General features: G+C 35.9%; 18 protein-coding genes. 5 read left to right on the plus strand and 13 right to left on the minus strand.

The genetic code is table 11. The annotated features are described in order from the left end of the window. The coding region (locus FOT98_RS18990) for a Gly-Xaa-Xaa repeat protein (protein ID WP_144291121.1) at positions 1 to 714 on the plus strand (714 nt) is incomplete at its 5' end. A gap of 80 nt (positions 715 to 794) precedes the next feature. Here FOT98_RS18990 and hfq read toward each other — a convergent pair. Both hfq and miaA read right to left on the minus strand, forming a co-directional pair. Next, positions 795 to 1,019, minus strand: coding sequence for an RNA chaperone Hfq (gene hfq / locus FOT98_RS18995; RefSeq protein ID WP_000813896.1), 225 nt, complete (start codon positions 1,017 to 1,019; stop codon positions 795 to 797). Positions 1,020 to 1,040: 21 nt separating this feature from the next. Beyond that, on the minus strand, positions 1,041 to 1,994 hold the full coding sequence (gene miaA / locus FOT98_RS19000; RefSeq protein ID WP_063260641.1) for a tRNA (adenosine(37)-N6)-dimethylallyltransferase MiaA: 954 nt from the start codon (positions 1,992 to 1,994) through the stop codon (positions 1,041 to 1,043). Between the two features lie 301 nt (positions 1,995 to 2,295). On the opposite strand from miaA, the gene FOT98_RS19005 reads away from it, so the two are divergent. Continuing rightward, entirely contained in the window at positions 2,296 to 2,541 is a 246-nt protein-coding gene (locus FOT98_RS19005) for a hypothetical protein (RefSeq protein WP_048545845.1), read from the plus strand. 62 nt (positions 2,542 to 2,603) lie between these two features. Here the strand turns inward: FOT98_RS19005 and entD are convergent, their stop codons facing one another. The 8 genes from entD to gabP form a co-directional block, all read right to left on the minus strand. Next, positions 2,604 to 3,536, minus strand: a complete 933-nt coding sequence (gene entD / locus FOT98_RS19010; protein ID WP_063260642.1) for a cell wall-binding protein EntD — start codon at positions 3,534 to 3,536, stop codon at positions 2,604 to 2,606. A 348-nt stretch (positions 3,537 to 3,884) separates the two neighbouring features. Further along, the gene (locus FOT98_RS19015; protein ID WP_063260643.1) at positions 3,885 to 5,744 is read right to left on the minus strand and encodes a PTS fructose transporter subunit IIABC; all 1,860 of its coding nucleotides are present in this window, start codon (positions 5,742 to 5,744) and stop codon (positions 3,885 to 3,887) included. Between the two features lie 13 nt (positions 5,745 to 5,757). Beyond that, a complete protein-coding gene (gene pfkB, locus FOT98_RS19020; RefSeq protein ID WP_063260644.1) occupies positions 5,758 to 6,669 on the minus strand; it encodes a 1-phosphofructokinase in 912 nt (303 codons plus the stop codon). After that, positions 6,666 to 7,418 carry a DeoR/GlpR family DNA-binding transcription regulator gene (locus tag FOT98_RS19025; protein WP_061680371.1) on the minus strand — a complete coding sequence of 251 codons (753 nt, stop codon included), beginning with the start codon at positions 7,416 to 7,418 and terminating at the stop codon, positions 6,666 to 6,668. Before FOT98_RS19025 ends, pfkB begins: the two co-directional genes overlap by 4 nt. 158 nt (positions 7,419 to 7,576) lie before the next feature. Next, positions 7,577 to 8,740: an iron-containing alcohol dehydrogenase gene (locus FOT98_RS19030; protein ID WP_063260645.1), complete on the minus strand. Its 1,164-nt coding sequence runs from the start codon at positions 8,738 to 8,740 to the stop codon at positions 7,577 to 7,579. A 116-nt stretch (positions 8,741 to 8,856) separates the two neighbouring features. Then, complete coding sequence (locus FOT98_RS19035) at positions 8,857 to 9,399, minus strand: DUF420 domain-containing protein (RefSeq protein ID WP_000228316.1); 543 nt, start codon at positions 9,397 to 9,399, stop codon at positions 8,857 to 8,859. 317 nt (positions 9,400 to 9,716) lie between these two features. Continuing rightward, a complete protein-coding gene (locus FOT98_RS19040) occupies positions 9,717 to 10,055 on the minus strand; it encodes a hypothetical protein (protein WP_002072695.1) in 339 nt (112 codons plus the stop codon). A 133-nt stretch (positions 10,056 to 10,188) separates the two neighbouring features. Then, complete coding sequence (gabP, locus tag FOT98_RS19045; RefSeq protein ID WP_061680369.1) at positions 10,189 to 11,583, minus strand: GABA permease; 1,395 nt, start codon at positions 11,581 to 11,583, stop codon at positions 10,189 to 10,191. A 270-nt stretch (positions 11,584 to 11,853) separates the two neighbouring features. Here gabP and FOT98_RS19055 point away from each other — a divergent pair, with 270 nt between their 5' ends. Then, positions 11,854 to 12,936 (plus strand): chitinase, encoded by a 1,083-nt coding sequence (locus FOT98_RS19055; RefSeq protein ID WP_063260646.1) that lies wholly within the window; start codon positions 11,854 to 11,856, stop codon positions 12,934 to 12,936. Positions 12,937 to 13,126: 190 nt separating this feature from the next. Here FOT98_RS19055 and FOT98_RS19060 read toward each other — a convergent pair whose 3' ends face one another. Beyond that, positions 13,127 to 14,020, minus strand: coding sequence for a metallophosphoesterase (locus FOT98_RS19060; RefSeq protein WP_063260647.1), 894 nt, complete (start codon positions 14,018 to 14,020; stop codon positions 13,127 to 13,129). Positions 14,021 to 14,215: 195 nt separating this feature from the next. On the opposite strand from FOT98_RS19060, the gene FOT98_RS19065 reads away from it, so the two are divergent. Further along, positions 14,216 to 15,031, plus strand: coding sequence for a formate/nitrite transporter family protein (locus tag FOT98_RS19065; RefSeq protein ID WP_063260648.1), 816 nt, complete (start codon positions 14,216 to 14,218; stop codon positions 15,029 to 15,031). Positions 15,032 to 15,172: 141 nt separating this feature from the next. Continuing rightward, the gene (locus tag FOT98_RS19070; RefSeq protein WP_001043902.1) at positions 15,173 to 15,445 is read left to right on the plus strand and encodes an HU family DNA-binding protein; all 273 of its coding nucleotides are present in this window, start codon (positions 15,173 to 15,175) and stop codon (positions 15,443 to 15,445) included. Positions 15,446 to 15,465: 20 nt separating this feature from the next. Here FOT98_RS19070 and FOT98_RS19075 read toward each other — a convergent pair whose 3' ends face one another. After that, a complete protein-coding gene (locus FOT98_RS19075) occupies positions 15,466 to 15,945 on the minus strand; it encodes a GNAT family N-acetyltransferase (protein ID WP_063260649.1) in 480 nt (159 codons plus the stop codon). Positions 15,946 to 16,106: 161 nt separating this feature from the next. After that, positions 16,107 to 18,527 carry a heavy metal translocating P-type ATPase gene (locus FOT98_RS19080; RefSeq protein WP_063260650.1) on the minus strand — a complete coding sequence of 807 codons (2,421 nt, stop codon included), beginning with the start codon at positions 18,525 to 18,527 and terminating at the stop codon, positions 16,107 to 16,109. Between the last annotated feature and the right edge of the window lie 83 nt (positions 18,528 to 18,610).

The following is an 18,610-nucleotide window of genomic DNA, read 5'->3' on the forward strand; positions in this document are numbered from 1 at the left end:
CCTCAAGGTGCTCAAGGACCAGCGGGTGCTACCGGTGCCACTGGACCTCAAGGTGTTCAAGGTAACACGGGTGCTACTGGACCTCAGGGTGCTCAAGGACCAGCGGGTGCTACCGGTGCCACTGGACCTCAAGGTGTTCAAGGTAACACGGGTGCTACTGGACCTCAAGGTGTTCAAGGACCAGCGGGTGCTACCGGTGCCACTGGACCTCAAGGTATTCAAGGTCCAACAGGTGCTACCGGCGCTACTGGTATAGGAGTTACTGGGCCTACCGGACCTTCTGGTGGACCAACTGGACCTACTGGGCCTACCGGACCTAGCTTCCCTGTGGCAACAATTGTCGTTACAAACAACATTCAGCAAACAATACTTCAATTTAACAACTTCATTTTTAATACTGCAATTAACATAAACAACATTATCTTCAACGGCACAGATACAGTTACTGTTATCAACGCTGGTATTTATGTCATTAGCGTATCCATCTCTACAACTGCACCAGGATGTGCCCCACTTGGAGTAGGAATTTCAATAAATGGAGCAGTCGCAACTGACAACTTCTCTTCAAATCTAATAGGCGACTCACTTTCATTCACTACGATCGAAACATTAGCTGCCGGCGCAAACATTTCTGTTAAATCTACTCTTAGCGAAATTACAATTCCTGAAACAGGCAACACTAACATTCGTCTTACTGTATTTAGAATCGCTTAAATTCCACGATCTATTGTTTATGGCAAATAAAAAAAGAGCGAGAAACTCGCTCTTTTTTTGTTATGTACAATAATTCATTACTACTCTAATTCAATTGAAACATTTTTTTGTGGTACAAATGTAGAAATTGCATGTTTATAAATAAGCTGTTGCTTACCTTCTGTTTCCAGTAGGACTGTAAAATTATCAAATCCTTTAATTAATCCACGAAGCTGGAAACCATTTAATAAGTACAGCGTAACAAACGTATTCTCTTTACGGAGTTGATTTAAAAACTGATCTTGAATATTGATTGATTGCTTCATGTCGAATCCTCCTCTTTTTCTCTACTTACTATTATTCGACTTTAGTTGTAACTTTCCTTCTATGTATCGTAAAATTTCTGACGTTTTTTCACCGTCTGTAACATCAAACCATGTGACATCCATCTTATTACGGAACCATGTTAATTGACGCTTTGCATAACGACGTGAATTCGTCTTTAATTGTGATACCGCTTCTTCTAAAGAGACACGATCCTCAAAATAATCATATATCTCTTTATACCCAATCGCTTGAATAGATTGACAATCTCGTATCCCGCTATTATACAATCCTTCTACTTCTTTTAATAAACCTTGGTCCATCATTATATCAACTCGCAAGTTAATGCGATCGTATAGCATTTCTCGATCCATTGTCAAGCCAATCAAGGAAACATCGTATAATAACTCGTTTTCTTGTTTTTCAAGTTGATCACTCATTTTTTCACCCGTCGTGTGGAAAATTTCTAACGCCCTAATGACACGGCGTACATTATTTGCATGAATACGCTCAGCGCTTTCTGGGTCTACTTCTTGTAACTTTTTATGTACATATTCCACACCACGTTCTAATGCTAACTGTTCCATTTGCGCTCGGTATATAGTATCACCAGCATCATCCGTAAACTGATAATCGAATAAAACAGATTGTATATACAGGCCAGTTCCACCAACGATAATTGGCAATTTACCACGCTCTGTAATCTCTCGAATATGCTTACGAACACGTTCTTGAAATTCGGCAACAGAAAATGATTCTTCCGGATTTTTTATATCGACCATATAATGTGGAATTCCATCCATCTCTTCTTTCGTCACCTTTGCAGTTCCAATATCCATCGTACGATAAATCTGCATGGAATCTCCACTTATAATTTCACCATTCAACGCTTTAGCAAGATCAATACTTAACTTCGTCTTCCCAACAGCCGTTGGCCCAATGATGACAGCAACTTTTTCACGTTGCACTTCTCCCATATCATTCAACTCTCTTTATGTGATGTACTCCATCTATTGATTATATCCAATCTTACCAATTTTAACGGCATGATTGCAAGTTCTTTCATTCCGGTACATGAAATTATAAAGTGAAACTTTAATCAGCCCTCACCAATCGGACTTTTATGGGCAGTTGATCCCCCACCTAACTTCTTTGCTTTCGCTGAATTTTGAGGTGGGGGTCTTACTGCCCATTAAAGCGGGATAAATAAAAAAGAACATAGTTTGTCCAATTCCGCATATACATGATAAAAAATACCTTCGAGAGGATGAGTTGACTATGAAACAATCCACCATTAATTTTTCATCTTTAACAAAAGACCTCATTTTAGCTACTGCTACAAAAGAACAAAATTGCTCACAAGAAGAATTATACTTCGCCTTAAATTGTTTGCTACGTTCTTTTCATTCTACTCTCCAAGAAACAACATTACATCCAGAAAATGAAAATACAGAATATATTCAAAATCAATTTTGCAGTGCATATAAAATTATTACAGGTAAAACGATTTATCCTTTTCAATAATCCACAAAAGGCGGTTGCTTATACAATTTCAAGCAACCGCCTTTCATATTCATACATATATACTACTCTATAACTTTCACTTTTACAGATTTGCGCCCCCAGTTATCAGCACTACCATCTGAACCAACTAAAACATCAATACGATTTCCTTTAATCGCGCCACCTGTATCTCCAGCAATCGCTTCTCCATATCCTTCTACCCATACTTTTGATCCAAGTGGAATCACTTTAGGATCAACAGCAATGACTTTCATATTTGGATTTGCTGTTAAATCATGCCCCATTGCAGTTAATACACGACCACCATACGTACCATTCTCACTTGGGTGCGCTGTATACGCTGTCGCTTCTACTGTTATTTCACGTCCACCAGCAGGCGCACTTGTTCCAGTAGATTTCGCAACTGGTTTCGCAGTTGGCTTCTCTTTTACCACAGGTTTACTTGATTCTACATTCTTAACAGACTCTTTACTCTTAACTGCTTTATTATTTTTAACCGTCGTATTTACTTTTTCCGGTGCTTCTTCTTGCGTGACAACTTCTTTCTTTTCAATCACAGGTGCCGTCCCCGTTAAAAATGGCACGTGAACATATCCTGTTTTTCCATTATAGTCAAATTGTAACCATTCATTTTGAACTTGATTTGTCGTTTCAATTACATCATTTTTATTAAGTTTACCAAGAATTTCAGAGTCCGTATTCGCTCCAGTACGAACATTTAGCACGCCTGCTGTTACATAATATGTACTTTTTGTAAACTCAGCACTCACAAACGCTTCTTGACCATTTAATTTAATTTTTGTCCATCCATTTTCTGTATTTACAACATCTAATGTATTTCCACTCAACATTTTACCTACAAGCTTTGATTCTACATTTGGGTTTTCTCTAACATTTAATACATCTGTTGTTACAATCGTTTCTGCTTTCGCAGAACCCGCAAAAATCCCAAGACCAAAAACTGCTGCTGTTGCTATACCTAATAATTTTTTCATGAATAGCCTCCATTTGCTTTGTTTTCGTATTTTCATTATAGCAACAGATTTTTGAGATTTTTAGAAATCACACAATTACAAACCATTCGTAATATGCGATTAATGAGTTGTAACATAAATTTCCATATTAATGAATTCTCTTTCCAATAGAATTCCCAATAGTTTTCATATATTTTCCACGTACAAGCACCAGAATTTTTTTCCAGAAAAAATTACAGTATTACTTTTTTGTTACAAAAAATTCATATTTCATTACATCTTTTACCAAAATCCATCATTCTCCAATTATTAACCTTCTTTTTTGTAATAAAAAGGAGCAGCTAATAAAAGCTCCTCCTTTTTCATGTGTTATTTAACTTTCTTTTTCCAAATCCCCATCATAAGAGCTGAAACAACTGTCCCTATCAATATCGAGAAAATATATAACACCGGTTTATTTACTAATGCGATAACAAACAATCCACCATGTGGTGCTGGTAATGTAATTTGGAATAACATAGATAATGCACCCGCAATACTTGAACCAACAACACAACTTACTATTACTCGAATCGGATCTGCAGCTGCAAATGGAATCGCACCTTCTGTAATAAACGACGCTCCCATAATATAATTTGTTAAACCAGATTTACGTTCTGCCTCAGTAAATTTTGATTTAAAGAAAGTAGTTGCGAATGCAATCGCTAACGGCGGTACCATACCACCAGCCATAACTGCTGAGTGAATTCCAAAGTTTTGCGCTTCTATTGCAGCAATGCCAAATGTAAATGCAGCTTTATTAATTGGACCACCCATATCAATTGCCATCATGCCACCTAAAATAAGACCTAATAATATAGCATTTGTACCGTTCAAACCATTTAACCATCCTGTTAACATTTCATTCAATGCTACTACAGGCGGAATTACTATTTTTTGCATAACAACTCCTGTAATCAATAATCCAAAGACTGGATATAACAATACAGGCTTAATTCCTTCTAACTGTACTGGTAATCCTGAGAACAATCGTTTCAATCCTACAACAACATACCCAGCTAAGAAACCAGCTATTAATCCACCTAAAAACCCAGCATTCGCATGTGCTGCTAAAAATCCACCGACAACACCAGGCATAAAACCAGGTCGATCAGCAATAGAACTCGCAATAAATCCAGCTAAAATTGGTACGAGGAATAAAAACGCCCCTGTTTTACCTCCACCAATAGACATTAACAATTCAGCCAATGGTCCTTCTGCTTTTATACCACCAATCCAAAATGCTAGTGCAATTAAAATTCCGCCACCAACAACGAATGGAAGCATATTACTTACACCGCTCATTAAGTGCTTATAAATGCCTAACCCTTTTCCTTTCTCTGTGCTCTCTGTCTTCCCATCTTCCTTTATCCCTTTAAAAATTGACGCATCTTGTTTTACAGCTCGATTAAGAAGCACTTCCGTTTTTCTAATCCCATCAGCGACTGGCACCTGGATGACATGTTTCCCAGCAAAGCGGTTCATTTCTACTTGTTTGTCTGCTGCAACAATTATAGCCGTTGCGCGTTCAATATCTTCTTTCGTTAAACCGTTTTTTATGCCTGTTGATCCATTCGTTTCAACTTTAATTGCTATACCCAGCTCTGCTGCTTTTGCTTTCAAGCTATCCGCTGCCATATACGTGTGAGCGATTCCAGTTGGGCAAGCCGTAACCGCTAATACGTACGGTTCATTTCCTTCTGGTTTTGCAACTTCAACCTCTTCTTCTTCTTTTTCATTCTCTTTTTCATCAAATAAACGAAGAAGTTCCTCTTCATCCTTTGCTTCTAATAATTGCTTACGAAATCCTTCATCCATTAATACTGTAGATAGACGCGATAACGTTTCTAAATGAGTATTATTCGCCCCTTCGCTCGCAGCAATCATAAAGAATAAATGCGCTGGCTGTCCGTCAAGCGATTTATAGTTGATACCGCTTACACTTCTACCAAAACAAATCGCTGGTTGCTTAACAGCTTTTGTTTTCGCATGAGGGATCGCAATCCCTTCCCCTATTCCAGTCGTACTTTGTGACTCCCTCTTTAAAATAGCTTCTTTAAATTCCGCTTTACTATTTAAACGATTTGCACCGTCTAATTTCTCAACTAATTCATCTATGACAGCTTCTTTATTTGAAGCTGTCAAATTCATAATAACTGTATCCCTTTTTAATAGTTCTGTAATTTTCATATGTTGCTTCCCCCTATCGCTTAGTTACAATTACTTGCGACAATAATTCTTCTACTTTTTCCTTTTCACATAAATCAGCTGAAAATGCTGTTGCACTCCCTGTTGCAACGCCATATTGAAATGCCTTTTCAATATCTTTCGTCTGTTCATATTTCCCTACAAATCCTGCAACGAGAGAATCTCCAGCCCCAACCGAATTAATTACAACACCTTTTGGAACAGTTGCTTCATATATACCTTCTGCCGTAAATAGTAAAGCTCCATCTCCAGCCATTGATACGATAACGTGCTCTACACCTTGTTCAATTAATTTTCTTCCATACGGTAAAATATCTTCTACTGTGGAAATCTCTACACCGAATAACTCACCAAGTTCATGATGATTAGGCTTTATTAAAAATGGTTTATTTTTAATTACATGCTGCAGTGCACTACCACTTGCATCAACCACTACGCGAATACCTTTTTCAGCTCCGAGCGCTGCGATCGATTCATAAAAAGTAGTTGAGATAGACGCTGGTACACTTCCAGCCAGTACAACACAATCTCCCTGCTTCATACTTTCAATCTGTTTCATTAATTGTTCAAATTGTTCTTTTGTCACATTAGGACCTTGCCCATTTAATTCCGTCTCTTCTTGTCCTTTTATTTTCACATTAATTCGGGAATCTCCGTCTACTTGGATGAAGTTTGTTGTTACACCTTCCGCCTGTAATATATCTTTAATAAATCGACCGGTAAATCCACCAGTAAATCCAAGTGCTATATTTTCCACACCTAAACGATGGAGAACGCGAGAAACGTTAATGCCTTTTCCTCCAGGAAATTTCATATCTTTCTTTGCTCGATTTACTGCGCCTAAATCGAAGGAATTAACTTGTACTACATAATCAATAGATGGATTTAAAGTAACTGTATAGATCATTGTTTATCAGCCTCAATTACATTGGTTTGTCTTTTATATTTTTCTAAATCAATTTCTAAATGGTTTGTAATAATATTTGCCTCTTCAACATTGGCAATTTTCGCAAACGCAACTTCTGAAAACTTACTTTCATCAATTAAGAAATATCCTTCGTTTGCTAATGTTAATGCCATTTGTTTTAAAAGCGCCTCTTCTGGATCCGGTGTTGTAAAACCAAGTTGTTCATGCACACCATTCGCGCCTAAAAAACATTTATCAAAACGATACTTTTGCATACTTTCCTGTGCCATAGCACCAATTAAGGCTTTCGTCCTACTTTTCATCATTCCGCCTAGTAAATATGCACGAATATTATTTTCAACTAAAGCTTCAATATGCATAAGTCCATTTGTAACGACAGTGACGTCTTTATTTATTAAAAATGGAATCATTTCAAATGTCGTACTTCCTGCATCTAAATAAATACAATCACCTTGTTCAACAATGCTAGCCGCATGCTTCGCAATTTGTTGTTTTATTTGAATGTTTTTGGATGATTTTTCAACCATCGTCGGCTCCTGTCCTTTTCCTGTTAAAACAGCCGCACCACCGTGAACTCTTTTTAATAACCTTTGTTTTTCCAATTGCGCTAAATCACGACGAATTGTTGATTCAGAGCTTTCTGTTCTTTCCACTAATTGTTGTAATTTAACAACCTTCAGCTCTTTTACAAGTTGCAATATCATTTGATGACGTTCAGGAGTTAACATTTCATTCACCTCTTCTTTGATTACAGTATAATGAAAACGATCACAAAAATCAACCATAAACATTCATAAATAACCAAAATCAATCACAAACAGTTATAAACAACAAAAAAGAAACCCATTTGATATACCAATCAAATGGGTTTCTTTGCTTGATTCACTTATAAAGAAGCTTTATATATGCTTAAAACATCGTCTTTATTTAATTTTTTAAAGTTACCAAATTCGCCATAAGCCATCGCTTTATCCGCCATTAAATCAATTTCATTTTCTCCAATAGCGTAATCAGCTAATGTTACCGGCGCCTCAATTGAAGTCCAAAATTGACGTAACGCCTCAATTCCTTCTAACGCAATTTCTCGATCAGTTTTCCCATCTGTTTCAACATCGAATACACGAATAGCGAACTGTTTAAAACGACTTACATTTTCATCTACGACATGCTTCATCCAGTTCGGGAATAAAATTGCAAGGCCACCCCCGTGTGGTATATCATGAACCGCAGAAACTGCATGCTCAATATTGTGAGTTGCCCAGTCCCCTTTTACTCCCATCGCTAAAATGCCGTTTAACGCCATAGTACCGCAATATAAAATGGTTTCTCTATGCTCATAATTTTCTAAATCACTTAAAAGCTTAGGAGCAGTTTCAATTACTGTTTTTAAAATAGATTCACAATAACGATCTTGTAACTCTGTATTTGTTCCGTGATGGAAATATTGCTCTAATACGTGTGACATAATATCTACCATACCGTAAATTGTTTGGTCCCTCGGTACAGACGCAGTATGAACTGGATCTAAAATCGAAAACTGCGGGAAAGTAACTGGGCTACCCCAGCCATATTTTTCATTCGTTTCCCAGTTTGTAATGACAGAACCCGCATTCATTTCAGACCCTGTCGCTGCAAGAGTAAGCACCGTACCAAATGGTAACGCCTCACTAGCAAATACTTTTTTCGTTACAATTTCCCATACATCTCCATCGTACTTACTACCAGCAGCAATTGCCTTCGTACAGTCGATCACACTTCCTCCGCCAACTGCTAAAATAAATTCAACACCATTATCTTTACAAATTTGAATCCCTTTCTTTACAGTTGATACACGTGGATTCGGTTCAACGCCTGTCAATTCAAATACTTCTGCATTTATATCTTTTAAAATAGAAAGTACATTATCATAAATACCGTTTCTTTTAATGCTGCCTCCCCCGTATACGAGAAGAACTTTTTTTCCGAACTGTGGAATTTCAGTTTTTAACTGTTCCAATTGACCTTTACCAAAAATAAGTTTCGTCGGATTACGAAATACAAAATTTTGCATATCCCTTTACCATCCCTTCTATATGAAAAGCAACTATACTTTTGTATACCATATTTTTTTCATTTCACAAAAATATTTGCCTAACAAAAAAATCCCAGCCTACAGGCTGAGATTTTTTATTGGTAATAAGGTGAGATCATTAAGTAAACAATAACACCAGATAAACTTACATATAACCAAATCGGCATCGTCCAACGTACAATTTTACGATGACGTGTTAATTGATTTGTAAAACCAAATACAAGTGCAAACAATGCAAGTGGTACAATAATTGCTGCAAGGATAATATGTGTAATTAAAATAATGAAGTACACATATTTAATGAATCCTTCCCCACCAAAATGTGTTGCCGGCGCCAAGTAATGATACGATAAATAAGAAACACAAAATAGCAACGTCGTTGTAAATGCTGCCAGGATGAAACCGCGGTGCATTTTCACATTCTTCTTAATAATCGAGTATAAAGCTGCTAATAAGAATACGAACGTAAAGCTATTAAAAATTGCATTTAACATTGGTAAAATCGTTACATCAAAATGTACTTCTCCTTCATAGCCAACAGGTCCAAAGAACAAAAATAAAATAATCGCATTTACAATTACAGAAAGCGTTATCACAATAGGAGCATAGCTTTTCTGATTAGTTGATTGATCCACCAAAATGGTCACTCCTCTTCCTTCAAATATGTATACGTAACCTCACTATTTTAACATATTATTCACAGTGTAAATGTGACAATAGTTTGACACAGTAAGACAGAGCAAAGAAAAAAATCCTTCTTAATAAAACTTCTTAAGAAGGATTTTATCGCTTTATTATTTAAATAGCAATGTAATTAGTTTTTGTTGAAAAACGTATTGCTATATGCTTGAAAAATTTCAGACACTTGATATCCCATTAAAGAAATTGCTGTTAATGAAAAGAAACCAATCATAAGAAATCGAAACCACATATAAATCTCCTCCTTGTATTTAGCTTAAAAAGCAGTCGCTATATTACAAGTTGAGTGGCACTCTTCATCGTCACTTTCCTTTTTCTTTACAATTGCTGTTATAAATCGAATCATAAAGAATATAACAAAAGGAATTTGTTCGTAATTTACCTTGGCATAGTTTGGCAACGGCTCGCGCTGCACATCGAACGGGGATGAGAAGGAATAGAACATACCTTGCTCTTCCATATATACAATTACAATTTTCATACAAAACATTATTCCTAGAAACGAAACAATATCTTGCCATTCTGTCGTATATAACAGGTTATACAGCTCTAATACGTACTCTTCCATTGTCATCCCCCCTTCCTTTTTTACCATTTTGCTCGCCTTCGTATAAAAAGTCAAGAAAAAAGTTTATATTCACTATGACAATAGTAATTACTTGTTTCTATGATTATATATGATTCTTTTATAGCAATGATTGGGTGTAACTCTCTTCTAAAACAAGAAATTAGAATCGAACAGATTCCTCATTTTTACTTTTAGGATTCAACACTGCACTATTTTTATTTCTATTGAAAATAAAATAAGAAAGTATTATAAGAACAGTAACAAGCATCGTTAATAGTGCCTGTGAACGTAAAGATTCAATTACGAGCATTGCAACTAAAACTGCTATAATCGCAGCAATTGTAACATATGTTACATATGGAAAAAGCCACATTTTCACTTTCAAATTTTGTTGTTCCGCTTTCCCCATTTTTTTACGTATCTTGAAATGTGAAACTGCTATAACGAGATAAACGAGTAACGCAATCCCACCAGATGCATTCACTAAAAATAAAAATACTTTATCTGGAGATATGTAACTAAAAACCACTCCAACGTAAGCAAAGAAAGTTCCAAATAAAACCGCCCGAACTGGAACACCACTACTATTCAATTTCAAAAATGCCTTTGGCGCATCTCCTCTTTCTGCCATTGAAAAAAGCATTCTTGAGTTCGTATATAAACCCGAATTTAAACAAGAAAGTACAGCTGTTAAAACGATAAAATTCATAATTTGCGCTGCCGCTGGTATCCCTATATGTTCCAGTACCGCCACAAACGGACTTTTTAGTATGTTCGCCGAATTCCACGGAAGGAGTGTAACAACTACAGCGATCGATCCAATGAAAAATACGAGAATACGCCAAATTACACTATTTGTTGCTGTTTTTACGGCTTTTACAGGTTCGGCAGACTCTCCAGCGGCTACTGCAACAATCTCAGATCCCATAAATGAAAATATAACGACGGTGATTCCAAGTAACACCGAACTTATACCATTTGGCATAAATCCTCCTTGACCTACTAAATTCGAAGTGCCAGGTGCTTCCGTTCCTGGTACAAATCCTAAAATAACAGCTAGTCCAAGACAAAGGAACAAAACAATACTTATTACTTTAATAAATGAAAACCAATATTCAAATTCTCCAAATGATTTCACCGAGAAAACATTCGTCAATGTTAATAAAATCGTTAATATTAAGCTTAATAACCAGAGCGGGATTTCTGGAATCCAGTATTGAATAATACCAGCACCTGCTGTAGCTTCTATTGCAATAACAATTACCCAGAAAAACCAATATAGCCACCCAATTGTATAACCTGCCCATGGACCAATTGCCTCTCTTGCATATGTTGCAAATGAACCACTTGTCGGATTAATAGCTGCCATTTCTCCTAGCATTCTCATAACGAAAATAACTAGAAGTCCTGCTAATGCATATGAAACGATAGAACCTGGACCTGCTGAATGCACAACCGCACCACTTCCAACAAACAAACCAGCTCCTATTACGCCGCCAATGGAAATCATTGTAATGTGGCGTATTTTGAGGTCTTTCTTAAGATTTTTATCCAACTCTTGTACATCCCCTTCCAAACTTAATTTTGAAATTTATGTAAGAGTATTATGCGAAAAATCTTGTCCTATACTTTAAAATATATCAAAATATTCTGAATTTAACAATCGTAATTCGACCTCCTCCAGAAATTATTTCATTAGGTTTAATAATTTCCCATACACAATTGTTGAGAAAATTATAGTCGCCTTACAAAAGGGTGAATTTTTAGATATTATTAAATAAACAAGATTATACATCTAGACAACTTTTTGTATAGGAGTGTTGATATGTTAAACAAGTTCAAATTCATTTGTTGTACTTTAGTAATTTTCTTACTGCTACCGCTAGCTCCCTTTCAAGCACAAGCAGCAAACAATTTAGGATCAAAATTACTCGTTGGATACTGGCATAACTTCGATAATGGTACTGGTATTATTAAATTAAGAGACGTTTCACCGAAATGGGATGTAATCAATGTATCTTTCGGTGAAACTGGTGGTGATCGTTCCACTGTTGAATTTTCTCCTGTGTATGGTACGGATGCAGAATTCAAATCAGATATTGCTTATTTAAAAAGTAAAGGAAAGAAAGTAGTTCTTTCAATAGGTGGACAAAATGGGGTCGTTTTACTTCCTGATAATGCCGCTAAGCAACGTTTTATTAATTCCATACAATCTCTAATTGATAAATACGGTTTTGATGGAATAGATATCGACCTTGAATCAGGAATTTACTTAAACGGAAATGACACTAATTTCAAAAACCCAACGACTCCTCAAATCGTAAATCTTATTTCAGCTATTCGGACAATCTCAGATCATTATGGTACAAATTTTCTATTAAGCATGGCTCCTGAAACAGCTTATGTTCAAGGCGGTTATAGCGCATATGGAAGCATCTGGGGTGCATATTTACCGATTATTTACGGAGTGAAAGACAAACTAACATACATTCACGTTCAACACTACAACGCTGGTAGTGGGATTGGAATGGACGGTAATAACTACAATCAAGGTACTGCAGACTACGAAGTCGCTATGGCAGATATGCTCTTACATGGTTTTCCAGTAGGTGGTAATGCAAATAACATTTTCCCAGCTCTTCGTTCGGATCAAGTCATGATTGGACTTCCTGCAGCACCAGCTGCCGCTCCAAGTGGCGGATATATTTCTCCAACTGAAATGAAAAAAGCTTTAGATTATATCATTAAAGGAATTCCTTTCGGAGGAAAGTATAAACTTTCAAATCAAAGTGGCTATCCTGCATTCCGCGGCCTAATGTCCTGGTCTATTAATTGGGATGCAAAAAACAACTTTGAATTCTCTAATAACTACAGAACATATTTTGATGCGATTCCCTTGAAAAAATAATAAAAAAACCAACAATAGGTTTTATATGATCTATTGTTGGTTTTTTATTTATGTAAATTACTTTTTCACTTCTACATGATGAAAAGATTCCTTTCCATTTTAACACTTTAAATAAAACTCACATAATATTCCATGTTTAACTAATAAAAAAAGAGAACTTTCTCTGAAAGTCCTACTACTCTTGAATAGTCTAGTTGCTATTTTGCCTTAACACAAATACTGAAAGTTCAGGTACACTCCAAAATCTAACAGGCATTCGGGTTGTCCCAATACCACGATTTACGTATAAATGTAACGGCTTATTCTTCCCTTCTAATTCATACATACCTTCCACATAGCTCTCAGCTAATTTTGTAGTAATTAATGGACCTATAAAAGGAATTTGAACTTGTCCTCCGTGACTATGGCCTGACATTTGAAAATCAACTGGGTAACGAGCTACTTTGTCTACAACATCCGGCTCATGTACTAAGAGCATATTGAAATCTTGTTGTCTCACATGTTTTAAAGTCGAATCTATTTGCGGCTTTCCTAATAAGAAATCATCCAAACCTGATATTGTAATATATTTTCCGTTTTCTACTTTAATTTTTTGCATTTCATTTACTAACACAGAGAAACCAGCTTCCTCCATATACTTTTTATAAAATAAACTACCTCCCCCGCCTCTATCATGATTCCCAAACACTGCATATTTCCCTAAGGGTGCATGTATTTTTTGTAATATACCTTTTGCTTCTTCTCTTTCCGCCTTATACGATCCAAACTTATCTATTAAATCCCCTGTAAAAACTACTATATCTGGATGTAACACATTCATCTTCTCCACCAAATTTTCTAGTTGTTTAAGTGTAAATTCTGGCCCTAAATGTACATCTGAGAATTGCAATATCTTTTTATTATTAAACTCTTTAGGAATTGTAGATGCTTCTATTTCATTCCACGTAACTGTTACTAGTTTTCGTTCTATTTCTGTCGCATAGAAATACAAACTTACTGAAATCATTACTATACTTATAAAACTGATTATAAATATTTTTATGATTGATTTTTTTTGTTCTTTTTTTACATGATGCGGATTCATGTTCTCACCTCTAGAAGTACTTTACAGCCTTATTGTTACATTAATGTGACAACATGAACAATGTTAGTTATATCCAATTCTACCCCATTCACTTTGACAAACTTATACAGAAGTCATAACATATTTTTATAATACATAGATTCTTAAAAATGTTCCTTCTATTCATTCTAACATTTTATTGAGGAGAGATTATTCATGTCTGTATTTACACCAGAGGAAATTACGGAACTTGCTGCGAATTCCGGAAGAAAAAAAGCTCATTTATCATTACTCCCTATGCTAATTCTCGGTTTTTTTGGTGGTGCTTTCATAGCATTAGGGTATTTACTCGATATCCATGTTATCGGAACAATGCCAAAATATTGGGGATCATTTACTAGTTTTCTAGGCGCTGCTGTATTCCCTATCGGTCTTATACTCGTTATTCTTGCAGGCGGTGAACTAGTAACTGGTAACATGATGACAGTTTCTATGGCTTGGCTTCAAAAGAAAATTACTTTATTTCATTTCATACGAAATTTAATTATTGTTACGTTTAGCAACTTCATAGGTGCTGTATTCGTGGCTTATTTTTTCGGTCATATCGTCGGATTAACAGAGGGCGCTTTTTTAGCGAAAACAGTTTCTATTGCGCAAGCTAAACTACAAGATACACCAATACAAGCCTTCATTTCTGCAATTGGATGTAATTGGCTCGTTTGTTTAGCCGTTTGGCTCAGTATAGGAAGTAAAGAATTTATCGGAAAGATTATCGGCATCTGGTTCCCAGTTATGACTTTTGTTGCGATTGGATTTCAACACGTTGTAGCCAATATGTTTGTTATCCCAGCTGCAATTTTTGCTGGACAGTTAACTTGGATTGAATATTTTCCAAACTTCATTTTTGTTTTCTTCGGAAACTTAGTAGGCGGTATGTTATTTGTAGCGTTACCTTATTTCATATCTTATAATAAGAAACAACCTTCCAATAAAGAGCAAACCGAATTAAAGAAACAATCTGTATCCGCTTAAATGAACTGTCTATACAGTAGCTCTAAAAAATATTACAAATTTCATTTTTTTTACGAATATATGTGCGTACACTTGTTCTCGAATGTTTTATACGTTATAATAACAACTTAAATAGCATTATTTACATATGAGGTGAAAAACATGAACAAAACAGAATTAATCAAAAACGTAGCACAAAATGCTGAGATTTCTCAAAAAGAAGCTACTGTAGTTTTACAAACTGTAGTAGAATCAATCACTAACACTTTAGCTGCTGGTGAAAAAGTACAACTTATCGGATTCGGTACATTCGAAGTTCGCGAAAGAGCTGCTCGTACAGGCCGTAACCCACAAACTGGTGAAGAAATGCAAATCGCAGCTTCTAAAGTACCTGCTTTCAAAGCTGGTAAAGAACTTAAAGAAGCTGTAAAATAATGAAAAAATAGCCTTCTCGTTTATGAGAGGGCTATTTTTTTCATTACATAATTAGTAAAAATCTGACCATTATGCTGTTTCTTTTGTTCCTTTATGCAAATAAAACCGTTACTTTCAAAGAAAGGTTTTGCTGTAATACTCGCTTCTGTATATATCTCCTTATGTCCCAAGTGCACTGCTTCTTTTTCTAACTCCTGTAGTATGTATGACGCTATCCTTTTCCCTTGATAATCTTTATGCGTAAATAAGCGATCTACGTAATGCTCATCATTATAATCACCAAATCCCACTATCACACCGTTATAATCCGCTACATAACTAATATTCTTCTCTAAAGACTGTAACCAGCTTTCTCTATCTAGTCGCTCTGGTGCCCATGCCTGTAGCTGTAATACGTTATAATCTTTTGCATTAATTGTATGAACTGTTTCATAGAACAACTGCAAAGCTTGTTCTAAATCCTCTTTATGGAATGTTCTAATGATCGTGTCTTTTAACATATATAAACCTCCTTACTAAACTATCATTGAACTTTTCTACCATCTAGTATTCAATATTTCTGCTTTATTATATCTTTTTTCTTTCTATATAAACAAAAAACAATACTTATTTCAAAGTATTGTTTTTTGTTTAAAAGCATATGCAATTACTCTATAGATTTTTATTTTTTTAATTTCACTCTTTGCAATCGTAATGCATTTAATACAACGGATACAGAACTAAATGCCATCGCAGCTCCAGCAACCCAAGGTGCTAAAAAACCGAACGCTGCAATCGGGATTCCTAACCCATTATAAGCTAGTGCCCAGAATAAATTTTGCTTAATATTTCTTATCGTCATCTTGCTCATAAAGATTGCATCAGCAATACTATTTAAATCACCACGGATTAACGTAATGTCTGCCGCTTCCATCGCTACATCCGTACCTGTTCCAATTGCCATACCGATATCCGCCGTAGCCAGTGCAGGAGCATCATTTATTCCATCTCCAACCATTGCTACTTTCTTACCTTGCGCTTGCAGTTTTTTTACTTCTTCAGCTTTTCCTTCTGGTAATACTTCTGCAATTACGTGATCAATACCAACTTGCTTAGCGATTGCCTGAGCAGTTTGTGTATTATCTCCTGTAATCATAACAACGTCTAGACCCATTTTCTTAAGTCTTGCGATAGCTGCTTTTGAAGTATCTTTTACAGTATCCGCAACGGCAACTATACCAGCATATTCTTTATTGATCGCAATAAGCATCGCTGTTTTTCCTTCTCGTTCTAGCGCTTCCATCGATTTAGAAACTTCTTCAATATCAATATCAAATTTCTTCATTAATCGACGTGTACCAATTAATAATTGTTTCCCTTCTACAACTGATTCAATACCGAATCCTGGAATTGCTTCAAACGTTGCTGAACTTGGGATATCAATTTTCTTTTCTTTAATTCCTTCTACAATCGCTTCTGCAAGTGGGTGTTCAGAATTTTTTTCTGCCGCACCTACTAAACGTAGTATTTCTTCTTCATGGAATCCATCTGCTACAATTACATCTGTTAACACCGGCTTCCCATTTGTCACAGTACCTGTTTTATCTAGAATAACTGTATCTAATCGGTGGGTTGCCTCTAAATGCTCCCCGCCTTTAAATAAAATGCCATATTCAGCCGATCTTCCTGATCCCGCCATAATAGACGTAGGCGTTGCAAGACCTAATGCACACGGACAAGCGATAACAAGTACGGCTATCATTTTCTCAAGTGCTCCGCCAAAATCACCAGGTGTAACAAATAGCATCCACACTGCAAATGTGATAATAGCAATCACAACTACAACCGGTACGAAAATACCTGAAATTTGATCTGCTACCCTTTGAATAGGAGCTTTTGAACCTTGAGCCTCTTCTACTACTTTAATAATTTGAGCTAATGCAGTATCTCTTCCTACCTTAGTTGCTTTCACTTTTAAAAAGCCATTTTTATTTATTGTAGAACCGATTACTACATCCCCAATTGTTTTATCAACCGGGATACTCTCTCCTGTTAACATCGATTCATCAATTGCTGACTTTCCTTCTACAATTTCCCCATCTACCGGGATTTTTTCCCCTGGTTTCACATAAACGATATCACCAGCTACCACTTCTTCAATTAAAATTTTTATTTCTGTTCCATCTCGTACAACAGTAGCGGTTTTCGCCTGTAATCCCATTAATTTTTTAATTGCTTCTGACGAGCGTCCTTTTGCTTTCGCCTCAAATAATTTACCTAAAATAATTAATGTAATAAGTACTGCACTCGTTTCAAAATACAAGTCTGTCATATGTTCCGAAGAACCAATCGACCTAATACTTAAATACACACTGTAGAAATACGCTGCAGACGTTCCAAGTGCCACGAGAACATCCATATTAGCGCTTTTATTACGTAACGCTTTATAAGCCCCAACATAAAACTGCCCACCAATGATAAACTGAACTGGAGTTGCAAGAGCTAGCTGCACCCAAGGATTCATAAGCATATCAGGTAAATAAATAAACGATGTAAATGAGAAATGACTTACCATTGCCCACAATAACGGAAATGATAAAATAAACGAAATGATAAATTTCTTCTTTTGTCGCTCAATTTCTTGTAAGCGATGATCAGTTGATCCATTTTGCTCATCTGATTTCACTTCTAATTTATATCCTAATTTCGTAATTGCACTCTTCATCTCATTTACATTAATCTCATCAGGATTAAAATCTACTGTAGCTGATTCTAAAGCGAAATTCACTGTCGCTCCGTTCACACCTTCTAACTTATTTAAACGCTTTTCTACTCTATTGGCACATGCTGCGCAAGTCATCCCTGAAACAGTAAACTCTGCTTTATCGCTGACAATTCCATATCCTAACGATTCAACTTTTTGCTTAAATTGTTGCGGATTTGTCTTTTGGGGATCATACATTATTTTTGTTTTTTCAAGTGCAAAATTTACATTTGCATCATGAACACCTTCTACTTTTTTCAGACCTTTTTCAATTCTATTCGCACATGCCGCACATGTCATTCCTGATATTTGAAGATTGGCCTCTTTTTGTTCATTCATGTCTCTCACCTCTATATACCCTCATAAGGTATAATTATTAACAAAATAAATCGTACTTCCTATAAAGTACGATTTATTTCCAT

Origin of the sequence: Bacillus sp. HY001 (genome assembly GCF_007558965.1) — a bacterium.
In the GTDB taxonomy this organism is placed as follows: domain Bacteria; phylum Bacillota; class Bacilli; order Bacillales; family Bacillaceae_G; genus Bacillus_A; species Bacillus_A mobilis.

Excerpts from the sequence above, each read along its gene's own strand:
- hfq (WP_000813896.1), bottom strand. The coding sequence starts at position 1,019 with ATGAAGCAATCAATCAATATTCAAGATCAGTTTTTAAATCAACTCCGT.
- FOT98_RS19025 (WP_061680371.1), bottom strand. The coding sequence starts at position 7,418 with ATGTTAACTCCTGAACGTCATCAAATGATATTGCAACTTGTAAAAGAG.
- FOT98_RS19060 (WP_063260647.1), bottom strand. The coding sequence starts at position 14,020 with ATGAATCCGCATCATGTAAAAAAAGAACAAAAAAAATCAATCATAAAA.
- miaA (WP_063260641.1), bottom strand. The coding sequence starts at position 1,994 with ATGGGAGAAGTGCAACGTGAAAAAGTTGCTGTCATCATTGGGCCAACG.
- FOT98_RS19070 (WP_001043902.1), top strand. The coding sequence starts at position 15,173 with ATGAACAAAACAGAATTAATCAAAAACGTAGCACAAAATGCTGAGATT.
- entD (WP_063260642.1), bottom strand. The coding sequence starts at position 3,536 with ATGAAAAAATTATTAGGTATAGCAACAGCAGCAGTTTTTGGTCTTGGG.
- FOT98_RS19075 (WP_063260649.1), bottom strand. The coding sequence starts at position 15,945 with ATGTTAAAAGACACGATCATTAGAACATTCCATAAAGAGGATTTAGAA.
- FOT98_RS19065 (WP_063260648.1), top strand. The coding sequence starts at position 14,216 with ATGTCTGTATTTACACCAGAGGAAATTACGGAACTTGCTGCGAATTCC.
- FOT98_RS19040 (WP_002072695.1), bottom strand. The coding sequence starts at position 10,055 with ATGGTAAAAAAGGAAGGGGGGATGACAATGGAAGAGTACGTATTAGAG.
- FOT98_RS19055 (WP_063260646.1), top strand. The coding sequence starts at position 11,854 with ATGTTAAACAAGTTCAAATTCATTTGTTGTACTTTAGTAATTTTCTTA.
- FOT98_RS19005 (WP_048545845.1), top strand. The coding sequence starts at position 2,296 with ATGAAACAATCCACCATTAATTTTTCATCTTTAACAAAAGACCTCATT.
- FOT98_RS19030 (WP_063260645.1), bottom strand. The coding sequence starts at position 8,740 with ATGCAAAATTTTGTATTTCGTAATCCGACGAAACTTATTTTTGGTAAA.
- pfkB (WP_063260644.1), bottom strand. The coding sequence starts at position 6,669 with ATGATCTATACAGTTACTTTAAATCCATCTATTGATTATGTAGTACAA.
- FOT98_RS19080 (WP_063260650.1), bottom strand. The coding sequence starts at position 18,527 with ATGAATGAACAAAAAGAGGCCAATCTTCAAATATCAGGAATGACATGT.
- FOT98_RS19015 (WP_063260643.1), bottom strand. The coding sequence starts at position 5,744 with ATGAAAATTACAGAACTATTAAAAAGGGATACAGTTATTATGAATTTG.